This window comes from Micromonospora sp. CA-111912 (genome assembly GCF_050948415.1).
Lineage (GTDB): Bacteria > Actinomycetota > Actinomycetes > Mycobacteriales > Micromonosporaceae > Micromonospora.
On sequence record NZ_CP192007.1, the window covers coordinates 6,518,197 to 6,534,559 of the forward strand.

At 72.7% G+C, this 16,363-nt stretch carries 15 protein-coding genes; 4 read left to right on the top strand and 11 right to left on the bottom strand.

The annotated features are described in order from the left end of the window. Positions 1-8 precede the first annotated feature (8 nt). The 6 genes from ACQPZO_RS27625 to ACQPZO_RS27650 all read right to left on the bottom strand — a co-directional run bounded on the left by ACQPZO_RS27625 (position 9) and on the right by ACQPZO_RS27650 (position 7,060). Positions 9-1,562: a fused MFS/spermidine synthase gene (locus ACQPZO_RS27625; protein ID WP_433344805.1), complete on the bottom strand. Its 1,554-nt coding sequence runs from the start codon at positions 1,560-1,562 to the stop codon at positions 9-11. 36 nt (positions 1,563-1,598) lie between these two features. Beyond that, positions 1,599-2,561, bottom strand: a complete 963-nt coding sequence (locus ACQPZO_RS27630; protein ID WP_433351295.1) for a coiled-coil domain-containing protein — start codon at positions 2,559-2,561, stop codon at positions 1,599-1,601. A 294-nt stretch (positions 2,562-2,855) separates the two neighbouring features. Continuing rightward, positions 2,856-3,665, bottom strand: a complete 810-nt coding sequence (locus ACQPZO_RS27635) for an inositol monophosphatase family protein (RefSeq protein ID WP_433344806.1) — start codon at positions 3,663-3,665, stop codon at positions 2,856-2,858. Continuing rightward, a complete protein-coding gene (locus tag ACQPZO_RS27640; protein ID WP_350887786.1) occupies positions 3,658-4,110 on the bottom strand; it encodes a response regulator in 453 nt (150 codons plus the stop codon). The genes ACQPZO_RS27635 and ACQPZO_RS27640 overlap by 8 nt, the downstream gene beginning before the upstream one ends. Next, positions 4,107-5,864, bottom strand: a complete 1,758-nt coding sequence (locus ACQPZO_RS27645) for a sensor histidine kinase (protein WP_433344807.1) — start codon at positions 5,862-5,864, stop codon at positions 4,107-4,109. The genes ACQPZO_RS27640 and ACQPZO_RS27645 overlap by 4 nt, the downstream gene beginning before the upstream one ends. Beyond that, complete coding sequence (locus ACQPZO_RS27650; protein ID WP_433344808.1) at positions 5,861-7,060, bottom strand: PP2C family protein-serine/threonine phosphatase; 1,200 nt, start codon at positions 7,058-7,060, stop codon at positions 5,861-5,863. Before ACQPZO_RS27650 ends, ACQPZO_RS27645 begins: the two co-directional genes overlap by 4 nt. 273 nt (positions 7,061-7,333) lie before the next feature. Here ACQPZO_RS27650 and ACQPZO_RS27655 point away from each other — a divergent pair, with 273 nt between their 5' ends. Next, positions 7,334-9,730, top strand: coding sequence for a M28 family peptidase (locus ACQPZO_RS27655; protein ID WP_433344809.1), 2,397 nt, complete (start codon positions 7,334-7,336; stop codon positions 9,728-9,730). Between the two features lie 129 nt (positions 9,731-9,859). Here ACQPZO_RS27655 and ACQPZO_RS27660 read toward each other — a convergent pair whose 3' ends face one another. The 4 genes from ACQPZO_RS27660 to ACQPZO_RS27675 form a co-directional block, all read right to left on the bottom strand. Next, positions 9,860-10,948 (bottom strand): trypsin-like serine peptidase, encoded by a 1,089-nt coding sequence (locus ACQPZO_RS27660; RefSeq protein WP_433344810.1) that lies wholly within the window; start codon positions 10,946-10,948, stop codon positions 9,860-9,862. Positions 10,949-11,303: 355 nt separating this feature from the next. Next, a complete protein-coding gene (locus tag ACQPZO_RS27665; protein ID WP_117664998.1) occupies positions 11,304-11,558 on the bottom strand; it encodes a Smr/MutS family protein in 255 nt (84 codons plus the stop codon). A gap of 131 nt (positions 11,559-11,689) precedes the next feature. Beyond that, positions 11,690-12,058: a tetratricopeptide repeat protein gene (locus ACQPZO_RS27670; RefSeq protein WP_433344811.1), complete on the bottom strand. Its 369-nt coding sequence runs from the start codon at positions 12,056-12,058 to the stop codon at positions 11,690-11,692. A 110-nt stretch (positions 12,059-12,168) separates the two neighbouring features. Then, positions 12,169-12,933, bottom strand: coding sequence for an ROK family protein (locus tag ACQPZO_RS27675; RefSeq protein WP_161686089.1), 765 nt, complete (start codon positions 12,931-12,933; stop codon positions 12,169-12,171). Between the two features lie 108 nt (positions 12,934-13,041). Between ACQPZO_RS27675 and ACQPZO_RS27680 the strand changes: the two genes are divergently transcribed. The 3 genes from ACQPZO_RS27680 (at position 13,042) to ACQPZO_RS27690 (ending at position 15,895) form a co-directional block, all read left to right on the top strand. Continuing rightward, a complete protein-coding gene (locus tag ACQPZO_RS27680; RefSeq protein ID WP_433344812.1) occupies positions 13,042-14,679 on the top strand; it encodes an ABC-F family ATP-binding cassette domain-containing protein in 1,638 nt (545 codons plus the stop codon). 39 nt (positions 14,680-14,718) lie between these two features. After that, on the top strand, positions 14,719-15,036 hold the full coding sequence (locus ACQPZO_RS27685; protein ID WP_433344814.1) for a hypothetical protein: 318 nt from the start codon (positions 14,719-14,721) through the stop codon (positions 15,034-15,036). A gap of 133 nt (positions 15,037-15,169) precedes the next feature. Then, positions 15,170-15,895 carry a methyltransferase domain-containing protein gene (locus tag ACQPZO_RS27690; RefSeq protein ID WP_433344815.1) on the top strand — a complete coding sequence of 242 codons (726 nt, stop codon included), beginning with the start codon at positions 15,170-15,172 and terminating at the stop codon, positions 15,893-15,895. Positions 15,896-15,915: 20 nt separating this feature from the next. Here ACQPZO_RS27690 and ACQPZO_RS27695 read toward each other — a convergent pair whose 3' ends face one another. Continuing rightward, positions 15,916-16,308 (bottom strand): amino acid permease, encoded by a 393-nt coding sequence (locus ACQPZO_RS27695; RefSeq protein ID WP_433344816.1) that lies wholly within the window; start codon positions 16,306-16,308, stop codon positions 15,916-15,918. Positions 16,309-16,363 lie beyond the last annotated feature (55 nt).

Here is a 16,363-nt window from a genome sequence, read left to right on the forward strand (position 1 = left end):
TCACCCGATCAGGCGGTCGCGAGCAGTTGGTCCACCGGGGCGTAGTCGTCTGTGAGTACCAGTGCGTCGCCGACGAACGCGTCCAGCACCTCGCCGGAGAGCACGCCCGCCGGCTCGGGCAGCCCCGACACCCGCTGTTGCAGCGGGGCCAGCGGCAGCGGCGCGTCGGAGGCGACGATGAGGAAGTTGGACCCCACCAGCCCGGCGACCGCGTCGGGCGGGGCGACCAGGGCGACGTGCCGGAATGCGGCGGCGACGGTGGCCAGCTCGCTGCGGACGAACCGGCCGGGCGGGTAGTCGATGACGTTCTGCACGTAGATCCCACCCGGGCGCAGCACCCGGGCGACCTCGTCGGCCATCTCCCGGGTGGCCAGGTGCCAGGGCACCACGAGGTGCCCGAAGGCGTCGCCGACGACCAGGTCACGGCTGTCGGCGGCCTCCCGGCCGACCAGCACCCGGGCGTCGCCGACCTCGGTGCGCAGGTCCGGGCCGGAGCGTACGCCGAGCTTCTCGCGGTCCAGCTCGACCAGGCCGCCGTCGATCTCGAAGACCAGGTTGCCGGTGCCGGGCCGGGTGGCGCTCAGGTAGCGCGGCACGGTGAACCCGCCGCCGCCCAGGTGCAGGGCGTCCAGCCGCTGCCCGGCCGGCGCGGCCACGTCGGCCGCCGCGCCGATCCACTGCGTGTACGCGTACTTCAGGTGGGTCGGGTCGTTCAAATCGACGTACGAGTGCTGGGCGGAGTTGAGCAGCAGCGTCCGCCCGGACGGGCGATCCGGATCGGTCTCCACCGACGCGCAGTGGTACGCCGTCTCCACGTCGCACGGGTTCGGGGCGACCGTGGTCAGCCCCGCCCCGACCAGCCCCAGCACCGCCGCCGCGACCTTCGCCCGGCCGGGACCGGGCAGCCCGGCACGCCCCAGCCGGTGCAGGTACGCCCCCAGGCCCAGCCCGGTGACGCCGAGCAGCACCGCCAGGGCGAGCACGATCGCGGTGCTGGGCAGCGCGGCCACCAGCACGAACCCGGTCGACAGGGTGGCCGTGATGCCGCCGAGGGTGCCGATGCCGGAGAGCCGGCCGACCACCTGGCCGGTGCGCCGCAGGTCGGCGAGCTGGAGCTTGACCACCAGCGGGGTGACCGCCGAGAGCAGCGCCGCCGGCACGAACACGGCGAGCGCGGTGAGCAGCAGGACGGCGCTGGCCGCCCCGCCGCGCAGCAGCTCGCCGGCGTACCGGACGACCGGGAGGGTGATCGCGGTGGCGATGCCGGCGAGCACCAGCGCCGGGGCGATCAGGGTGCGCGGGTCCCGCCGGTCAGCCAGCCAGCCGCCGGTCCACGCCCCGTACGCGATCGCGGCCAGCGCGATGCCGATGACGGAGCTGGTGACCTGGAGGGTGACCCCCACGTACGGGCCGACCAGGCGCAGCGAGACGGTCTCCAGCACCAGCACCGCGCCGCTGGAGAGGAAGACCAGGAACGCGGCGAGACCGTTGGGCAGGGCGCGGCCGGCGGGCGGCGCGGGCCGCGCCGAGTCCACCGCGACGTCGGAGGATGAGCTGCTCACCGTCGCGATGGTACGCAGCGGGACTGGCAGTTCGGGTCAGTACATCGAGAGATGAACATGGTTCGTGTGGTCGGCGGCGGGGCTGCCGCTGCCGCTGTACGCCCGCCACCCGGTGTTCGGCATCCAGATCTGCCGGTACCAGATCACGTAGAGCACCCCGAGCCGGCTGGCGTTGTTCTTGTAGTAGTTGGCCAGGCTGTCGCCGTACGCCTTGTCCCCGCCGCTGGCCGTCTCGTCCTTGAAGCCGCTGGTGGCGGCGGAGAAGTCACAGGCCCGCCCCTTGGGGTGCTCGCCGCCGCCGCCGCTGCGGAAGCAGGAGACGTACCGCTTGTAGCCGGCGGCCTTGGCCTGCTGCATGGCGTGCAGGGTGCGCGGGGTGATGCAGCCGGAGGTCGTCGGGTCGTTGACCGAGCAGGACTCCGAGGGCCAGGACCCGTCGGAGTTGCGCGGGGCCGGCTTGGCCGAGGAGGAGCCGCCGCTGAACCCGGCGCCGCTGCCGGAGCTGACCGTCGCGAGCGCCTTCTCGGCCTCCCGCTTCTTCTTCGCGAGCGCGGCGAGTTGCTTCTTCTGCTCGCGGACCTCGGTGTCGATGCCGATCTTGGCGCGGGTCGCCTCGTCGCGGGCCTGGGCCAGGTCGCGCAGCCGGCGGCTGTCGCGCTGGGCCATCACGTCCAGCTCGGCGGCGCGACGCAGGAACGACTCCGGCGACGCGCTCTGCAGCAGCAGCGACGGGGCGCTCACCCGCCCCAGCCGGTACGACTGCGCGGCCACCTCGCTGACCTGCGCGGTCAGCTCCACCAGCCGGGTCTCGACGATCTTGAGCTGGCCGATCAGCAACAGCTGCCGACGCTTGGAGTTGTCCAGCTTCGCCTTGGCCTCGATGTGCCCCTTGGCGGCAGCCTCCAGCGCGTCGCGTAACTGCTTCGTCCCGCCCTCGTTCGGCTCGGCCGAGGCGGGCACCGCGCCGACGCCGAGCAGCAGCGCGACGGCGACCAGCAGCACGGTCAGCGGCCCGGTGCCGCGACGGCCGGGCAGCACGGTCAGCGGCCCGGTGCCGCGACGCCGGATGAGGCTGGTACTGGGCACGGGCAGCGTCCCTTCCCTCGACCGCCGGGCCCGGTCGCCCTCGGCGCGGCGGCGTCCTCCACCGGCGCCGGATGGCGGCCTGCTGGGCGGAGACCGCCGGTCAGGATACCGGACCGGCGGCCGGCCGCCTGGCCCGCGACATCGCCAAATGCCGATACTGGCGCAGGGTTGCCGACCGGTCGCGAAGCGGGTCGGTCGGCGGGTCGGTCAGGCCAGGTCGAGGGCGTCGCACGTCTCGGCCCAGACCCGCTCGTTCGCGGCGACCAGCAGGCCCCGGCCCTCTTCGGCCGGGTGGTACTCGCTGCCGTCGAACCGGCGGGCCACTCCGCCGGCCTGGCGGACCAGCAGCACCCCCGGGGCGTGGTCCCAGGGCAGGGTGCGCAAGAAGAGCACGAACTGCTGGGAGCCGACGAGCAGGTCGAGATACTCCCGGCCGGCGCAGTGGTGGCCGGGCAGCAGCTCGCCGATCCGCTCCCCGCCGGCCTCGGCGCGCCGCCGGGCCTCCGGCGGCAGGAACCGGGTCATCGCGGTACCGCGCAGGCTGCCGAACGGCGGCACCTCCTCGGCGGTGCGCACCGGGCCGCCGTTCACGAGGGTCCCCTCGCCCGCCCGGGCGACGGCCAGCGTCTCCCCCAGCGGGTCGAACACCCACGAGGCGACCGGCGCCCCATCGGTCAGCAGCGCCACCATCAGGGCGAACGGCCGCTTGCCGGCGGCGAAGTTCGAGGTTCCGTCGATCGGGTCGACCAGCCAGACGTCCCCGTCGTCGCGCAGGTGATCCAGCAGGCCCGGGTCCTCGGCCGCGGCCTCCTCGCCGACCACCAGCGAGCCGGGGCGCAGCCGGCGCAGCCCGGCGCTGATCAGTTCCTCGGCCCGCTGGTCGGCGACGGTGACCAGCTCGCCGGGCGCCTTCTCGGCGACGTCGGCGGCGTCCAGCTTTCCGAACATTGGCAGCACGACGTCCGCCGCGGCCCGGTGCAGCAGCTCCGCGACGTCGTCCAGCAGGGTGTCAGCCACGCGGCGGCAACTTCACTACGCTGACGAAGAACTCGTCGATCTGCCGGACCACCGAGATGAACTGCTCGAAGTCCACCGGCTTGGTGACGTACGCGTTCGCGTGCAGCTGGTAGCTGCGCAGGATGTCCTCGTCGGCCTGGGACGTGGTCAGCACCACCACCGGGATGCGGCAGAGCTGCTCGTCCTGCTTGATCTCCTCCAGCACCTCCCGGCCGTCGCGGCGGGGCAGGTTGAGGTCGAGCAGGATCAGGTCCGGCGCGACGGCGTCCGCGAACTGACCCTCCCGCCGCAGGTAGGCCAGCGCCTCGTCGCCGTCGGAGACGACGGTCAGCCGGTTGCGCAGCTTGTGCTCCTCGAACGCCTCCTGGGTCATCAGCACGTCCCCCGGGTCGTCCTCGACCAGCAGGACCTCGATCGGGCTCTTGCCGTCCGCTGGCGCGGTCATGTCACCGTCTCCTTAACGCCACCCGTGCTGTCGCTCTGCGGGGCCTCGTCGGCCCTCTCCGCCCGTGACCCGCCCTGGCGGGGCGGCTCCACCCCGACCGCGCCCTCGACTGCCGGGTCCGCGGCGGCGGCCGGCTCACCGGCGTCCGCCGCCTCGTCGGCCGGGCCCTCGGCGGCCTGCTGCTCGGCCGCCCGCGCCGCCTCCACGTCCTCGGGCAGGGCCGGCAGGGTGAACCGGATCGCGGTGCCCTCGGCGGTGTCGGTGTCCACCCAGACCCGGCCGCCGTGGTACTCGGCGATCTTCTTGACGATCGCCAGGCCGATGCCGGTGCCCGGGTACGCGTCCTTGGAGTGCAGCCGCTGGAAGATCACGAAGATCTTGTCGGCGAACTCCGGCTCGATCCCGATGCCGTTGTCCTGGCAGCAGATCTCCCACTCGTCGTCGACCAGCCGCGCGGAGACGTGCACCTTCGGCGGCACGTCCGGGCGGCGGAACTTGATCGAGTTGCTGACCAGGTTGGCCAGCAGATTGGTCAGCAGCGGCTCCTCGCCGCGGATCACCGGCAGCTCACCCCAGGTCAGCTCGGCGTCGGCGTACTGCCGGGCGGCCTCGGTCTGCCCGGCCACGTCGCCCATCACCTTGTTCAGGTCGACCTCGGTGAAGCCGGTGGTGAGCCGGCCGATCCGGGAGAACGCCAACAGGTCGTTGATCAGGCGCTGCATCCGCTGCGCACCGTCCACGGCGAACGCGATGTACTGGTCGGCCCGCTCGTCGAGCTGCCCCGCGTACCGGCGCTGGAGGAGCTGGCAGAAGCTGGCCACCTTGCGCAGCGGCTCCTGCAGGTCGTGCGAGGCGACGTACGCGAACTGCTCCAGGTCCCGGTTGGAGCGGACCAGCTCCTCGGCCTGCTTCTGGAGCTGGCTGTTGACCCACTCGATGCTCTCCCGGGCCTCGCGCACCTCCGACAGGTCCTTGGCGATCTTCTGGCGCATCGCGTCCACGTCGTCGGCGAGCTGCTGGAACTCCGGGGGGCCCGACCCGGCGATACGGTGCTGGTAGTCGCCCTCGGCCACCTCGCGGACCTGCTCGGCGAGGCTGGTCAGCGGCCGGACCACCATCCGGTTCAGCGAGGTCAGCAGCACCGCGCCGGCCACGACCACCACCAGCGCCGCCGCGATCAGCAGCATCACCAGGATCGAGCTGGTGCGGTAGATGTCGTCCGCGCCCTTCTCCCGCTGGTCGAGGATGCCCTGCTGGAGTTGGGCGACCGAGGCGCGGATCAGGTCGAAGCGCTGCCGGGTCTGGTCGGTGATCAACGCCTGCCCAGCCGCCGTGCCGGACCGCTCGGTGGTGCTGATCACCGGCTCGGCGACCGCGCGGCGCCAGTCGGCGGACTCGGCCTTGATCGATGCCAGCTCCCTGGCCATGTCCGGGTAGACATCGATCAGGGGCTCCATCGACCGGTAGAGCTGCTGCTCCCGCCCGACCCCCTCGACGTACGGTTCGAGGTCCTGGCGGTCGGCGGTGACCGCGTAGCCGCGCACTGCGGTCTCCTGGTCGACCAGCACGTTGAGCAGTTCCTGGGACTGGACGCGCAGCGGGCCGGTGCGGTCCAGCATCGTGTGGATGTGGTTCCGGTTCTTCGCCGCCACCGCGATCTCCACCACGACGGAGACGCCGAGCAGCACGCCGACCACCGTGAGCAGCGCGACGACCCGGCGGCGCAGGGTCCAGCTCGGCTGCCGCGCCGTCATCGGCCACCGCCCCGGGTGAGCAGGAGCATGGCGACGTCGTCCGCGAGCGGCCCCCCGTTGATCTGTTCCGCCCGCCCCACCAGCCAGGCCGGCAGCTCGGCCAGCGGCACGGCGAGACTGTCCGGCTCGCCGAGCAGGGCGGTCAGGCCGGAGACGTCGAGCCGTTCGTCGCCGTCGCCCACCCGACCCTCGATCAGGCCGTCGGTGTACATCAGCAGGGACCAGTCATCGGTGTCGAACTCCAGGTCGAAAGCTATGGGCCGGCGCGGTCGGACGCCGAGCAGCAGGCCGCCGGGCGCCGGCACCGGCGCGACCTTACCCCCGGACAGCAGCAGCGGCGGAGGATGCCCCGCGAGCCGCACGGTGGCGGCGTTGCGGGCCAGGTCGAGCCGGGCGGTGGCCACCGTGGCGAAGATCTCCTGGAGTCGGCGCTCGCTCATCAGCACCTGTTCCAGGGCGGGCAGCACCTCGTCGTCGGGCACCCCGGCCAGCACCAGGGCCCGCCAGGCGACCCGGAGCTCCACCCCGAGGGCCGCCTCGTCCACCCCGTGCCCGCAGACGTCGCCGACGATGAAGTCGACCCGGTCCGGCCGGGTCTGCACCACGTCGTAGAAGTCGCCGCCGATCAGCGCCGCGTGCCGACCGGGCCGGTAGAAGGTGTGCACCGCGATTTGGTCGGTCGACATCAGCGGCTGGGGCAGCAGACCCCGCTCCAGCCGGGCCGACTCGGCCTGGCGCAGCTCCACCTCGCGCAGCCGCCGGGCGTTCACGTCGGCCCGCTTGCGTTCCACGGCGTAGCGCAGCGCCCGGGTCAGCAGCACGCCGTCGACCTGACCCTTGACCAGGTAGTCCTGTGCGCCCTCGGCGACCGCGACGATGCCCAGGTGCTCGTCGGAACGGCCGGTCAGCACGCACACCGCGGCACCGCTGGACATGTCCAGCACCTGGCGCAGCCCGTCCAGCCCCTGGGCGTCGGGCAGGCCGAGGTCGAGCAGGACGCAGTCCACGCCCATCACCCGCTTCCTGGCCTCGCTCAGGCTGCTGGCGATCGACAGCTCGATCATCGAGTTGGTCTCGGCGAGCAACTCGCTGACCAGGAAGGCGTCGCCCTCGTCGTCCTCGACCAGCAGCACCCGCAGTCGTTCGCCGGGCGGCAGGTTGGGGTGCCGACCAAGGCCGCCGTGCGGGTACGGCACGACGGAGGGACCGGCGTGGCCGGGCCCCCGGTGCGGCCGGGTCACCGCCGCGAGACGCGGAAGATCGCTGGTGATGTCGGGCTCCTTCCGAGTGCCCTGCTGATCCTGTATTAGACAACGGTCGCACACAACACGACGGGCCCGGCACGGGCGGCATGCCCTCCGTCACGAACCGGGCGGGCAGAGGGAACAAGTGGCCCGACGGGCGGTCCCGCTGCGGGCTCCGGCGGTGCAGGATGGGGCCCACCCTGGCCCCACCCCCGAGGAGACCCCGTGGGCGCACCGCTCCCCACCCGCGCCGCAGACCGGGCGCTGACCCGGCCCCGCCGCCGGTCGCTCGCCGCCCTGGCCGCGCTCGCCGCCCTGCTCGCGGTCGGCGGCACCGTCGCGTACGACCTGGACACCCCCGACCCGGCCCCGGCCGACGCCCCGGCCGACTCGTTCAGCGCCGGGCGGGCGTACCAGAACGTGCAGGCCATCGCGGCCCGGCCGCACCCGGCCGGCAGCCCGGCCAACGACCAGGTCCGCGCGCACGTGGAGAGCGTGCTGCGCGGCCTCGGCCTGGAGACCACGGTGCAGGACACCGTCGCCGAGGAGGCCGGCCAGCTCAGCGGGGCCGCCGCCGGGGCGACCCTGGCCCGGGTCCGCAACGTGGTGGCCCGGCTGCCCGGAACCGACCCGACCGGGAAGGTGTTCCTGGTCGCCCACTACGACTCGGTGCAGTCGGGGCCGGGCGGCAACGACGACGCCGCGGGCACCTCCACGATCCTGGAGGTGGCCCGGGCGCTGACCGCCGGTCCCCGCCCCCGCAACGACGTGGTCTTCGTGCTCACCGACGCCGAGGAGGCATGCCTGTGCGGGGCGTCCGCGTTCGCGGCGGACCACCCGCTCGCCGCCGACGGCGGGGTGGTGCTCAACCTGGAGGCGCGCGGCTCCACCGGCCCGGTGATCATGTTCGAGACGTCCCGGGACAACGCGAAGCTGGTGGACGTCTTCGGCCGGGCCGCCCCGCACCCCGTCGGCACCTCGTTCGCGGTGGAGATCTACCGGGCGCTGCCCAACGACACCGACTTCACCGCGTTCCTCGACCGGGCCGGGTTCGTCGGGCTGAACTCGGCGTACATCGACGGCGGGGCGATCTACCACACCCCGCTGGACACCCCGGCCGCGATGGACCGGGCCAGCCTCCAGCAGCATGGTGACAACGCGCTCGGCCTGGCCCGCGAGTTCGGCCGTGCCGACCTGACGGACCTGCGCTCCGGGCACGACGCCACGTACTTCCCCGTTCCCGGCGGCCTGGTCCGCTACCCCGGCTGGCTGGTGCTGCCGCTGGCGCTGGCGGCGCTGGTCGCCGTGGCCGCGCTCGGCTGGCTGGCCCGTCGGCGCGGCCGGACCACGTACGGGCGGCTCGCCGCCGGGTTCGGGCTGGCGCTGGCGCCGATCGTCGCCGCCCCGCTGGCCGCGCAGCTGCTCTGGGCGGGGATCACCGCCGTGCGGCCCGGCTACGCCGAACTGCTCGACCCGTACCGGCCGACCTGGTACCGGCTCGCGGTGGTGGCGCTCGCCGCCGCGATCCTGGTCGCCTGGTACGCGCTGACCCGCCGCCGGGTCGGCCCGACCGCCCTGGCGATCGGAGGGCTGGGCTGGCTGGCCGTGCTCGGCGTGGTGCTCGCGCTGCTGGTGCCCGGCGGGGCGTACCTGACGACCCTGCCGGCCCTGGCCGGCGCGCTCGCCGGGCTGGTCGCCCTGGGCACCCGGATCGACGGCCCCTGGCCGGTGGTCGCGGTGACCCTGGCCGGCGCGGTCGCCGTGGTGATCCTGCTGCCGACCGTGGTGCTGCTCTTCCCGGCGCTCGGCATGGCGATGGGCGGCGTCGCGGCCCTGTTCGCGGTGCTGCTCGGGCTCGCCGCGCTGCCGGTGGTGGATCTGCTGCACCCGGAGGCCGGCGGGCAGCGCGGCATGGTCGCGGCCCGGGCCCGCCGGGCGGGCGCTCTCCCCGCCGTCGCCGCCGGGCTCGCGGCGGCGGTGTTCGCCGGGGTCGGGCTCTCCGTCGACCGGTTCGACGCCGCCCACCCGGTGCCCACCCACCTGATGTACGCCCTGGACGCCGGCACCGGGCAGGCCCGCTGGCTCAGCCGCGAGACCGACCCCCAGCCCTGGACCGACGGGTACGTCGACGCAGTGGCCGAGGTCGGGGACTTCCCCGGGCTCGGCGACGCCGAGTTGCGGGGCGGCCCGGCCCAGGCGGCGAGCGTGCCCGCGCCGAAGCTGGAGATCCTCGCCGACACCGGTACCGGCGCTGGCTCCTCTGATCGGCGGACCGTGCGGGTACGGCTCACCCCGCAGCGGCCCGTGCGGCTCGCCACGCTGCACGTCGACGGCGCGACCGTGGTCGAGTCGGCGACCGTGAACGGGCGGCGGATCGACGGCGGGCGGCCCGCCGACGGTGCGGACTGGGGCTTCGGGATCGTCTTCCACGCCCCGCCGCCGGAGGGCATCGAGATCACCCTGGAGTTGGCACCCGGCCCCCGGCCGACCACGCTGCGGGCGATGGACGCCAGCGACGGCCTGGACGCCGTGCCCAATTTCCGCCCCCGTCCGCCGGGCGTCGGGGTGGTCGGCTCACACAGCTCGGAGATGCTCGCGGTGGCCCGCACGTACCCGCTGTGACCGGGTAACCGGGGGAAGGCGGTCACGACCGCCCTCCCCCGGGTTACGCTTCCCGGCGACCCGCTCGGTGCCAGGGCGGGCTGGTCCCGACCTGGCACCCGCTTGCCGGATCGCTGCCTACTCCGCTGCTCAGACGGTCAACGACTCGACCGACAGGTAGAAGTTCTTGGTGGCCAGGCCGTAATACGGCGAGTACATGCGGCCCGGTACGGTGTCCAAAACAAAGCTGTTATGCCCGTTGATCAGACCGGTGTTGCCGTTGAACTGGATGAGCCAGTAGCCGCCGGACGAGCCACCTGTCATGTTGTTTTCCATGTGGATGATGCTGGCTCCGGCGTCGGAGGCGGGGCTGTTTGCCTTCCACAAGGTCTCCCCGTTGAACGGTGATCCCGCCGGGTAGCCGAAAGCCCAGGTGTACTGGAGGGGCTGGCCGAAGGTGATGCCCATGCCACCCACGACCTCCTGGATTCGTTGGCCGAGCGAGTTACGCGGCATGAGGACAGCGCCGACGTCGTCTTTGTAATCGTTGTTGAGTACCCAGTTGCTGTCGGCATACTGGATGAGCGCGGGCCAGTGGCCGTAGGGGGCGCTTCCGTTATGATAGTTCGGCACGAACGTGAAGTTGCTGGACCAGCGCCTCTTTCCGTTCGCGTCCAACGTGGTCACACAGTGCCCAGCGGTCCAGATCAGTGATTTACCCGTAGCGTTGACCACGCCGGCCGAGCAGACATAGTCCTCTCCATTTTGCGTGAAGAACACCTTGCCGATGGTGCGGGCAACCGGATGCCCGATCGGGTAGAGGGGCTGGGTCGAACTGATTGTCATGTCGGTCGCCGCGCTGCTGATCGCCGGCCGGGCAGCCAGTTCGATGGACGCGGGCGCGACCGTCGGCGCGGCCGGGGAGACCGTGAACGGCTCGCCTTGCGGTCGACTGGCCCTGCTGGACGCTGTCAGTTCCTTGACCATCGTGGCGGAGATCATCTTTTCCATAGGGCGGGCCGAACGCATCCGCTCCGGTGTCCAGTACGAGGCCAGGGCCCGCTCCTTGGCAGCGATGCCGGCGCCCTTGACCAGACGGGCCACCTCCGGACTGAACTCGCCGACGTGGCTGACCGCCCCATCGACCGACAGCAGCGCATCGATGTTGGGTGGTGTCAGCGCCGCCGTGCTCGGAGCGGCCATAGCCATGCTCGCCGCCACGGCGAACGTCGTGGACACGACGAGCCCACGTAGTAACTTCCAGGACATCCGTACCTGCCTCTCGGGTGGATCTTGATGGTTAGAGAGGCTAGCCACGTCGTCCGATTTGACCATAGAGGATTCACCGTTATGCGGATGGAGAAATTTGAGGCCAATCCGACCTAGTTGTTTCAGGTGTGAAAATGCCCGTTTTTCGTCATTAGATCGCGCTGTGATCGCATATATGCCAAATTGACGCGGAGTCGCGACGTGAGGACGTGCACACTGTCGCAAATATGACAGAAGTCGGCCATCGAATGCGATGCGGGAGCGACAGAATGGTACGCCCTCGTCATCGGACACCTCAAGAACTGGCGGATCCCCTACCCGTCGCTTACTTCCAGCGGAAGTGGATGAAGAGGCGGCCGAAGTTCTTCGAGTCCTTCTCCACCCGGTGGTAGAGCTGCTTGACGTCCTTCTGGTCGAGGAACCGCAGCACCCGCTTCTTGAGCTGGCCGGAGCCCTTGCCGGGGATGATCTCGACGAGGGTGGCCTTCTTCGCCACCGCCTCGTCCATGATCCCGCGCAACGCGCGGTCGATGTCCTGACCCTTGTTGAAGATGTCGTGCAGGTCCAGCTTGAGCTTCATTCCGCCTCCACCACCTGTGCACGTCCCATGGCAGCCCATGGTAGGCCCGCAGTCGCCGGGAGGGGCCTCGGGCTTCGTCGGCCAGGTTCGGCCGGGCAAGGGGAAGGGTGAGTTCCCCTCGCCCGGCTCGGTCAGCGGTCGCTGTTGACCCGGCTCTCCACCCGGCGCAGCGCGGTCGCGTAGTCGGTGTTCGTCGAGTGCATCGCGGCGGCGATGCGCAGGTGCCGCAGCGCGTCCGTCGGGCGGTTCATCCGCTCCAGCGTCCGGCCGAGCACGTGATGCGCGTAGTGGTCGCTGGGGTCCCGGTCGACCAGCTCGCGCAGCTGCTCCTCGGCGCGGTGGAGCTGGGCGGTCTGGAAGTACGCCCGGGCCAGCAGCTGTCGTACCGAGGAGTTGCCCGGCTCGGCCTCGACGATCGGCTCCAGCAGCCGAACCGCTCCGGACGCGTCACCCATTTCGAAGAACATGGTCGCCCGCCGGTACTCCGCCAGAAGATCCATGACCCACCTCCTCGTCTCGCGCCGTCACTGATCCGACGCTGGCACAACACCGCGCGGAACGCGAGTGTTCCTGCGGCGAAACCCGCCGGATCGGGCCGACGAGGACACGGTCAGGCCGGCGTCCTTCCCCTGTGCAGGTCCCAGGCGCGGACGCCGCCGACGATCCCGGCCGTGTTCGGCACCACCACCACGTCGTCGCCCATCCGGGCGAGCTGCTCGGGCCGGATCAGCCGCGAGTTGCCCCCACCCAGGTAGAGCCGGTCCCAGTGGAACACCGGGCGCAGCCCGTCCACCACCTGCCGGATCCGGCGGGACCAGAACGCGTCGCCGAGGCGGCGGCGCTCCGGCTCCCCCACGTACGTGTCGTAGGTGGTGCCCCAGCGCACCGGGGCGTGGGACAGCTCCAGGTGCGGGGCGAGCACGCCGCCGTCGAAGACGGCGCTGCCCAGCCCGGTGCCGAGGGTCAGCACCAGCTCCAGGCCGGTGCCGGCCACCACCCCGGCGCCGTGCACCTCGGCGTCGTTGAGCACCAGGGCGGGCACCCCGAAGGCGTCGGCGACCGCCGTACGCGCGTCGAAGCCGGACCACTCGGCCAACAGGTCGGGGTCGACCCGGCTGCGGGGGCCGGCCCGGGTCACGTAGTGCGGGGTGGCCACCACCACGCCGTGCCGGAGCATGCCGGGCATCCCGACGGTCACCCGGTCCGCCGTGGGCAGCCGGCCGCCGAGGTCCAGCAGGGTCTTCACGAACAGCGCGGGTGGCAGGGGGTACGGGGTGGGCTCCCGCAGCGGCCGGGCCCGCATCGTCCCCGCCCCGTCGAGCACCGATGCCTTGATGCCGCCGCCGCCGCAGTCGATCGCCAGAGTCGTCGCCACGCCGGTGAGTCTGCCCCGCGCGGGACGGGCGCGGGTGCCGGGTGCCGGAACCGACCGCCGGACCGGCCGCCGAACGCCGATGGGCGCGACAGATAGGCTCGCCTTCTCATGAGCGCGACGATGGTGGTCAAGGATCTCGACGCCGGGCACGGGGAGCGGCTGCTCTTCGCCGGGCTGAACCTGGTGGTCGCCCCGGGCGACGTGGTCGGCCTGGTGGGGGTGAACGGGGCGGGCAAGTCGACGCTGCTGCGTACCCTTGCCGGGCTGCTGCCGGTCGAGGCCGGCAGCGTCACCCTCAGCCCGCCCACCGCGGCGGTCGGGCACCTGCCGCAGGAGCCGGAGCGCCGGCCGGGCGAGACGTTACGGGACTTCCTGGCCCGGCGGACCGGGGTGACGGCCGCCCAGGCTGCGCTGGACGCGGCCACCGAGGCGCTGACCGCCGGTGCGGCGGGGGCCGACGACGCGTACGCCGACGCGCTGGAGCGCTGGCTGGGCCTCGGTGGGGCGGACCTGGAGGAGCGGGCCGAGCAGGTGGCCGCCGAGCTGGGCCTCGCCGTCGACCTGGACCACCCGATGACCGGCCTCTCCGGCGGGCAGGCGGCCCGCGCGGGACTGGCCTCGCTGCTGCTCAGCCGGTACGACATCTTCCTGCTCGACGAGCCCACCAACGACCTCGACCTGGCCGGGCTGGACCGGCTGGAGCAGTTCGTCACCGGGCTCCGCGCCGGCACGGTGCTGGTCAGCCACGACCGGGAGTTCCTCACCCGCACGGTGACCCGGGTGCTGGAGCTGGACCTGCACCAGCAGCAGGTCCGGCACTACGGGGGCGGCTACGCGGCGTACCTGGAGGAGCGGGAGGTGGCCCGCCGGCACGCCCGCGACGAGTACGACGAGTACGCCGACACCCGGGCCGGGCTGGAGGCTCGCGCCCGCACCCAGCGGTCCTGGATGGAGAAGGGCGTGAAGAACGCCCGGCGCAAGGCCACCGACAACGACAAGATCGGCCGCAAGTTCCGCTCCGAGGCGAGCGAGAAGCAGGCGGCGAAGGCCAAGCAGACCGCGCGGCTGATCGAGCGGCTGGACGTGGTCGAGGAGCCGCGCAAGGAGTGGGAGCTGCGGATGGAGATCGCCGCCGCGCCCCGCGCCGGCGCCGTCGTGGCCTCGCTCCGCGACGCCGTGGTACGCCGGGGAGACTTCACCCTCGGCCCGGTGACCCTTCAGGTCGACTGGGCCGACCGGATGGCGATCACCGGTGCGAACGGGTCCGGCAAGACCACCCTGCTCGGGGCGTTGCTGGGCCGGCTGCCGCTGGACGCCGGGCACGCCGCGCTGGGCCCCGGCGTGGTGGTCGGCGAGGTCGACCAGGCCCGGGGGCTGTTCCTCGGCGGCCAGCCCCTGCTGGACGCGTTCCAGCTGGCCGTACCGGAGCTGGCGCCGGCCGACGCGCGGACGCTGCTGGCCAAGTTCGGCCTGCGGGCCGACCACGTGCTGCGGCCGGCGGCGTCGCTGTCGCCCGGCGAGCGGACCCGGGCGGCGCTGGCGCTGCTCCAGGGGCGCGGGGTGAACCTGCTGGTGCTCGACGAGCCGACCAACCACCTCGACCTGGCGGCCATCGAGCAGTTGGAGGCGGCGCTGGCCGAGTACCCGGGGACGCTGCTGCTGGTCACCCACGACCGGCGGATGCTCGAAGCGGTGGCCGTCAACCGCCGGGTGCGGGTGGACGCGGGACGGATCTCCGAGGACTGACGGCGTGCCGACCGGCGGTCCCGGGGTGACAATGACCCCATGCTCAAGTGGGAGTACGCGCTGTTGGTCCGCCGTCGCCAGGCGGCCAGCACCGACACCGGCTGGGAGATCGTCTTCGTCTGGTACGGCCCGGACGGCTCGATGGTCGACGTCACCCCCTACGGCGACACGTCGCTGGCCCATCTGAACCGGGCCGGCGACCAGGGCTGGGAGTTGGTGTCGATGAGCGAGGACCCGTCCATGCCGGGCAGCAGCGAGCTGCACCGGTACCACCTCAAGCGGCCCAAGACGGCCACCCCGTCGCCCCGGCAGCGGATCCGGGGCCCCGGCCGCCCGGCCCGCCGCCTCCCCGGCTGACCCGCCGCCTACCCGGCTGACCCATCGCTTCCCCGGCTGACCCGCCGTCTGCCGGGCTGATTCGCCCGGAACGGTCCGCCTCGGCGGGCATAGCCGCGGCGGATCCGGGTAACGCGGCCGGCGGAGGTGGCCCATGGTCGCGCTGGCCCTGACCCCGCCCTCGGCCGAACGGCTGCGGGCGGTCGACGACTTCCTCGCCGAGGCGTGGGCGGATCAGGCGTCCCACGACGACCGGCTGCGCGACCTCGCGGTGCGGGTGCGCTTCGACCAGGGGGTGGCCCACCTGACCGGTGAGGTCGGCGACGCGGCGCAGCTCCGGCTGGTCCGGGACCTGGTCGGCCGGCTCGCCGGGGTGTTCGGGGTCTGGGGCCGGGTCCGGGTGGCCGGCCGGGACCCGGTCGTGGTCGACCTGGGCTGCGGCGGCACCAAGCAGTACCCGGGCAACCTGGGGCTGGACCTCTTCCCCGCCCCGGGGGTGGACGCGGTGGCCGACCTGTCCGGCTCGCTGCCGCTGGCCGACGACTCGGTGGACGTGCTCTTCGCGGTGCACATCCTGGAGCACCTGATCGACTTCCTGCCCCTGGTGGACGAGTGTTACCGGGTGCTCCGGCCGGGCGGTGTGCTGCACGTGATGAGCCCCTGGTGGCAGCACGTGAACGCGGTGGCCGACCCGACCCATGTCCGGCTGCTCGACGTGCAGACGTTCAAGGGCATCTGCCTCCAGCGCCCGCCGGGCACCCCGCGCTGGTACCCCCTGCACGTGGGCTGCGACGGTGCCAGCATCTTCGCCGACCTCACCCCCCTCCCCCCGAACGCCACCCCACCACCCGCCCGCCACCTCTCCCGCTTCTTCACCTGACCCACCCGGGGTGGGGGTGGTCAGGGGTTGGGGCGGGAGGGGTTCTGGGTGGCGAGGCGGTTGCGGCGGTAGCCGTAGCCGAAGTAGATGAGCGTTCCGAGCAGCATCCAGATCAGGAACCGGAGCCAGGTTTCCACCGACAGGTTGAGCATCAGGTAGAAGCAGGCCAGCGCGGAGACGATCGGCAGCACCGGGGAGAACGGGACCCGGAAGGGCCGTTCCAGGTCGGGACGCTTACGGCGCAGGATCGGCACCGCGACCGACACGAGCACGAACGCGCAGAGCGCGCCGATGCTGACCAGGTCGGCCAGCGCGGACAGCGGCAGGAAGCCGGCGAGCAGCGCCACGGCCACGGTCATCACGGCCGAGATCCGGTACGGGGTGCCCCAGCGCGGGTGGATCTTGGCGGCCAAGCTACCCAGCCGGCCGAGCCGCGAATCCCGACTGTCGGTGTCGGTGAGGTCACGG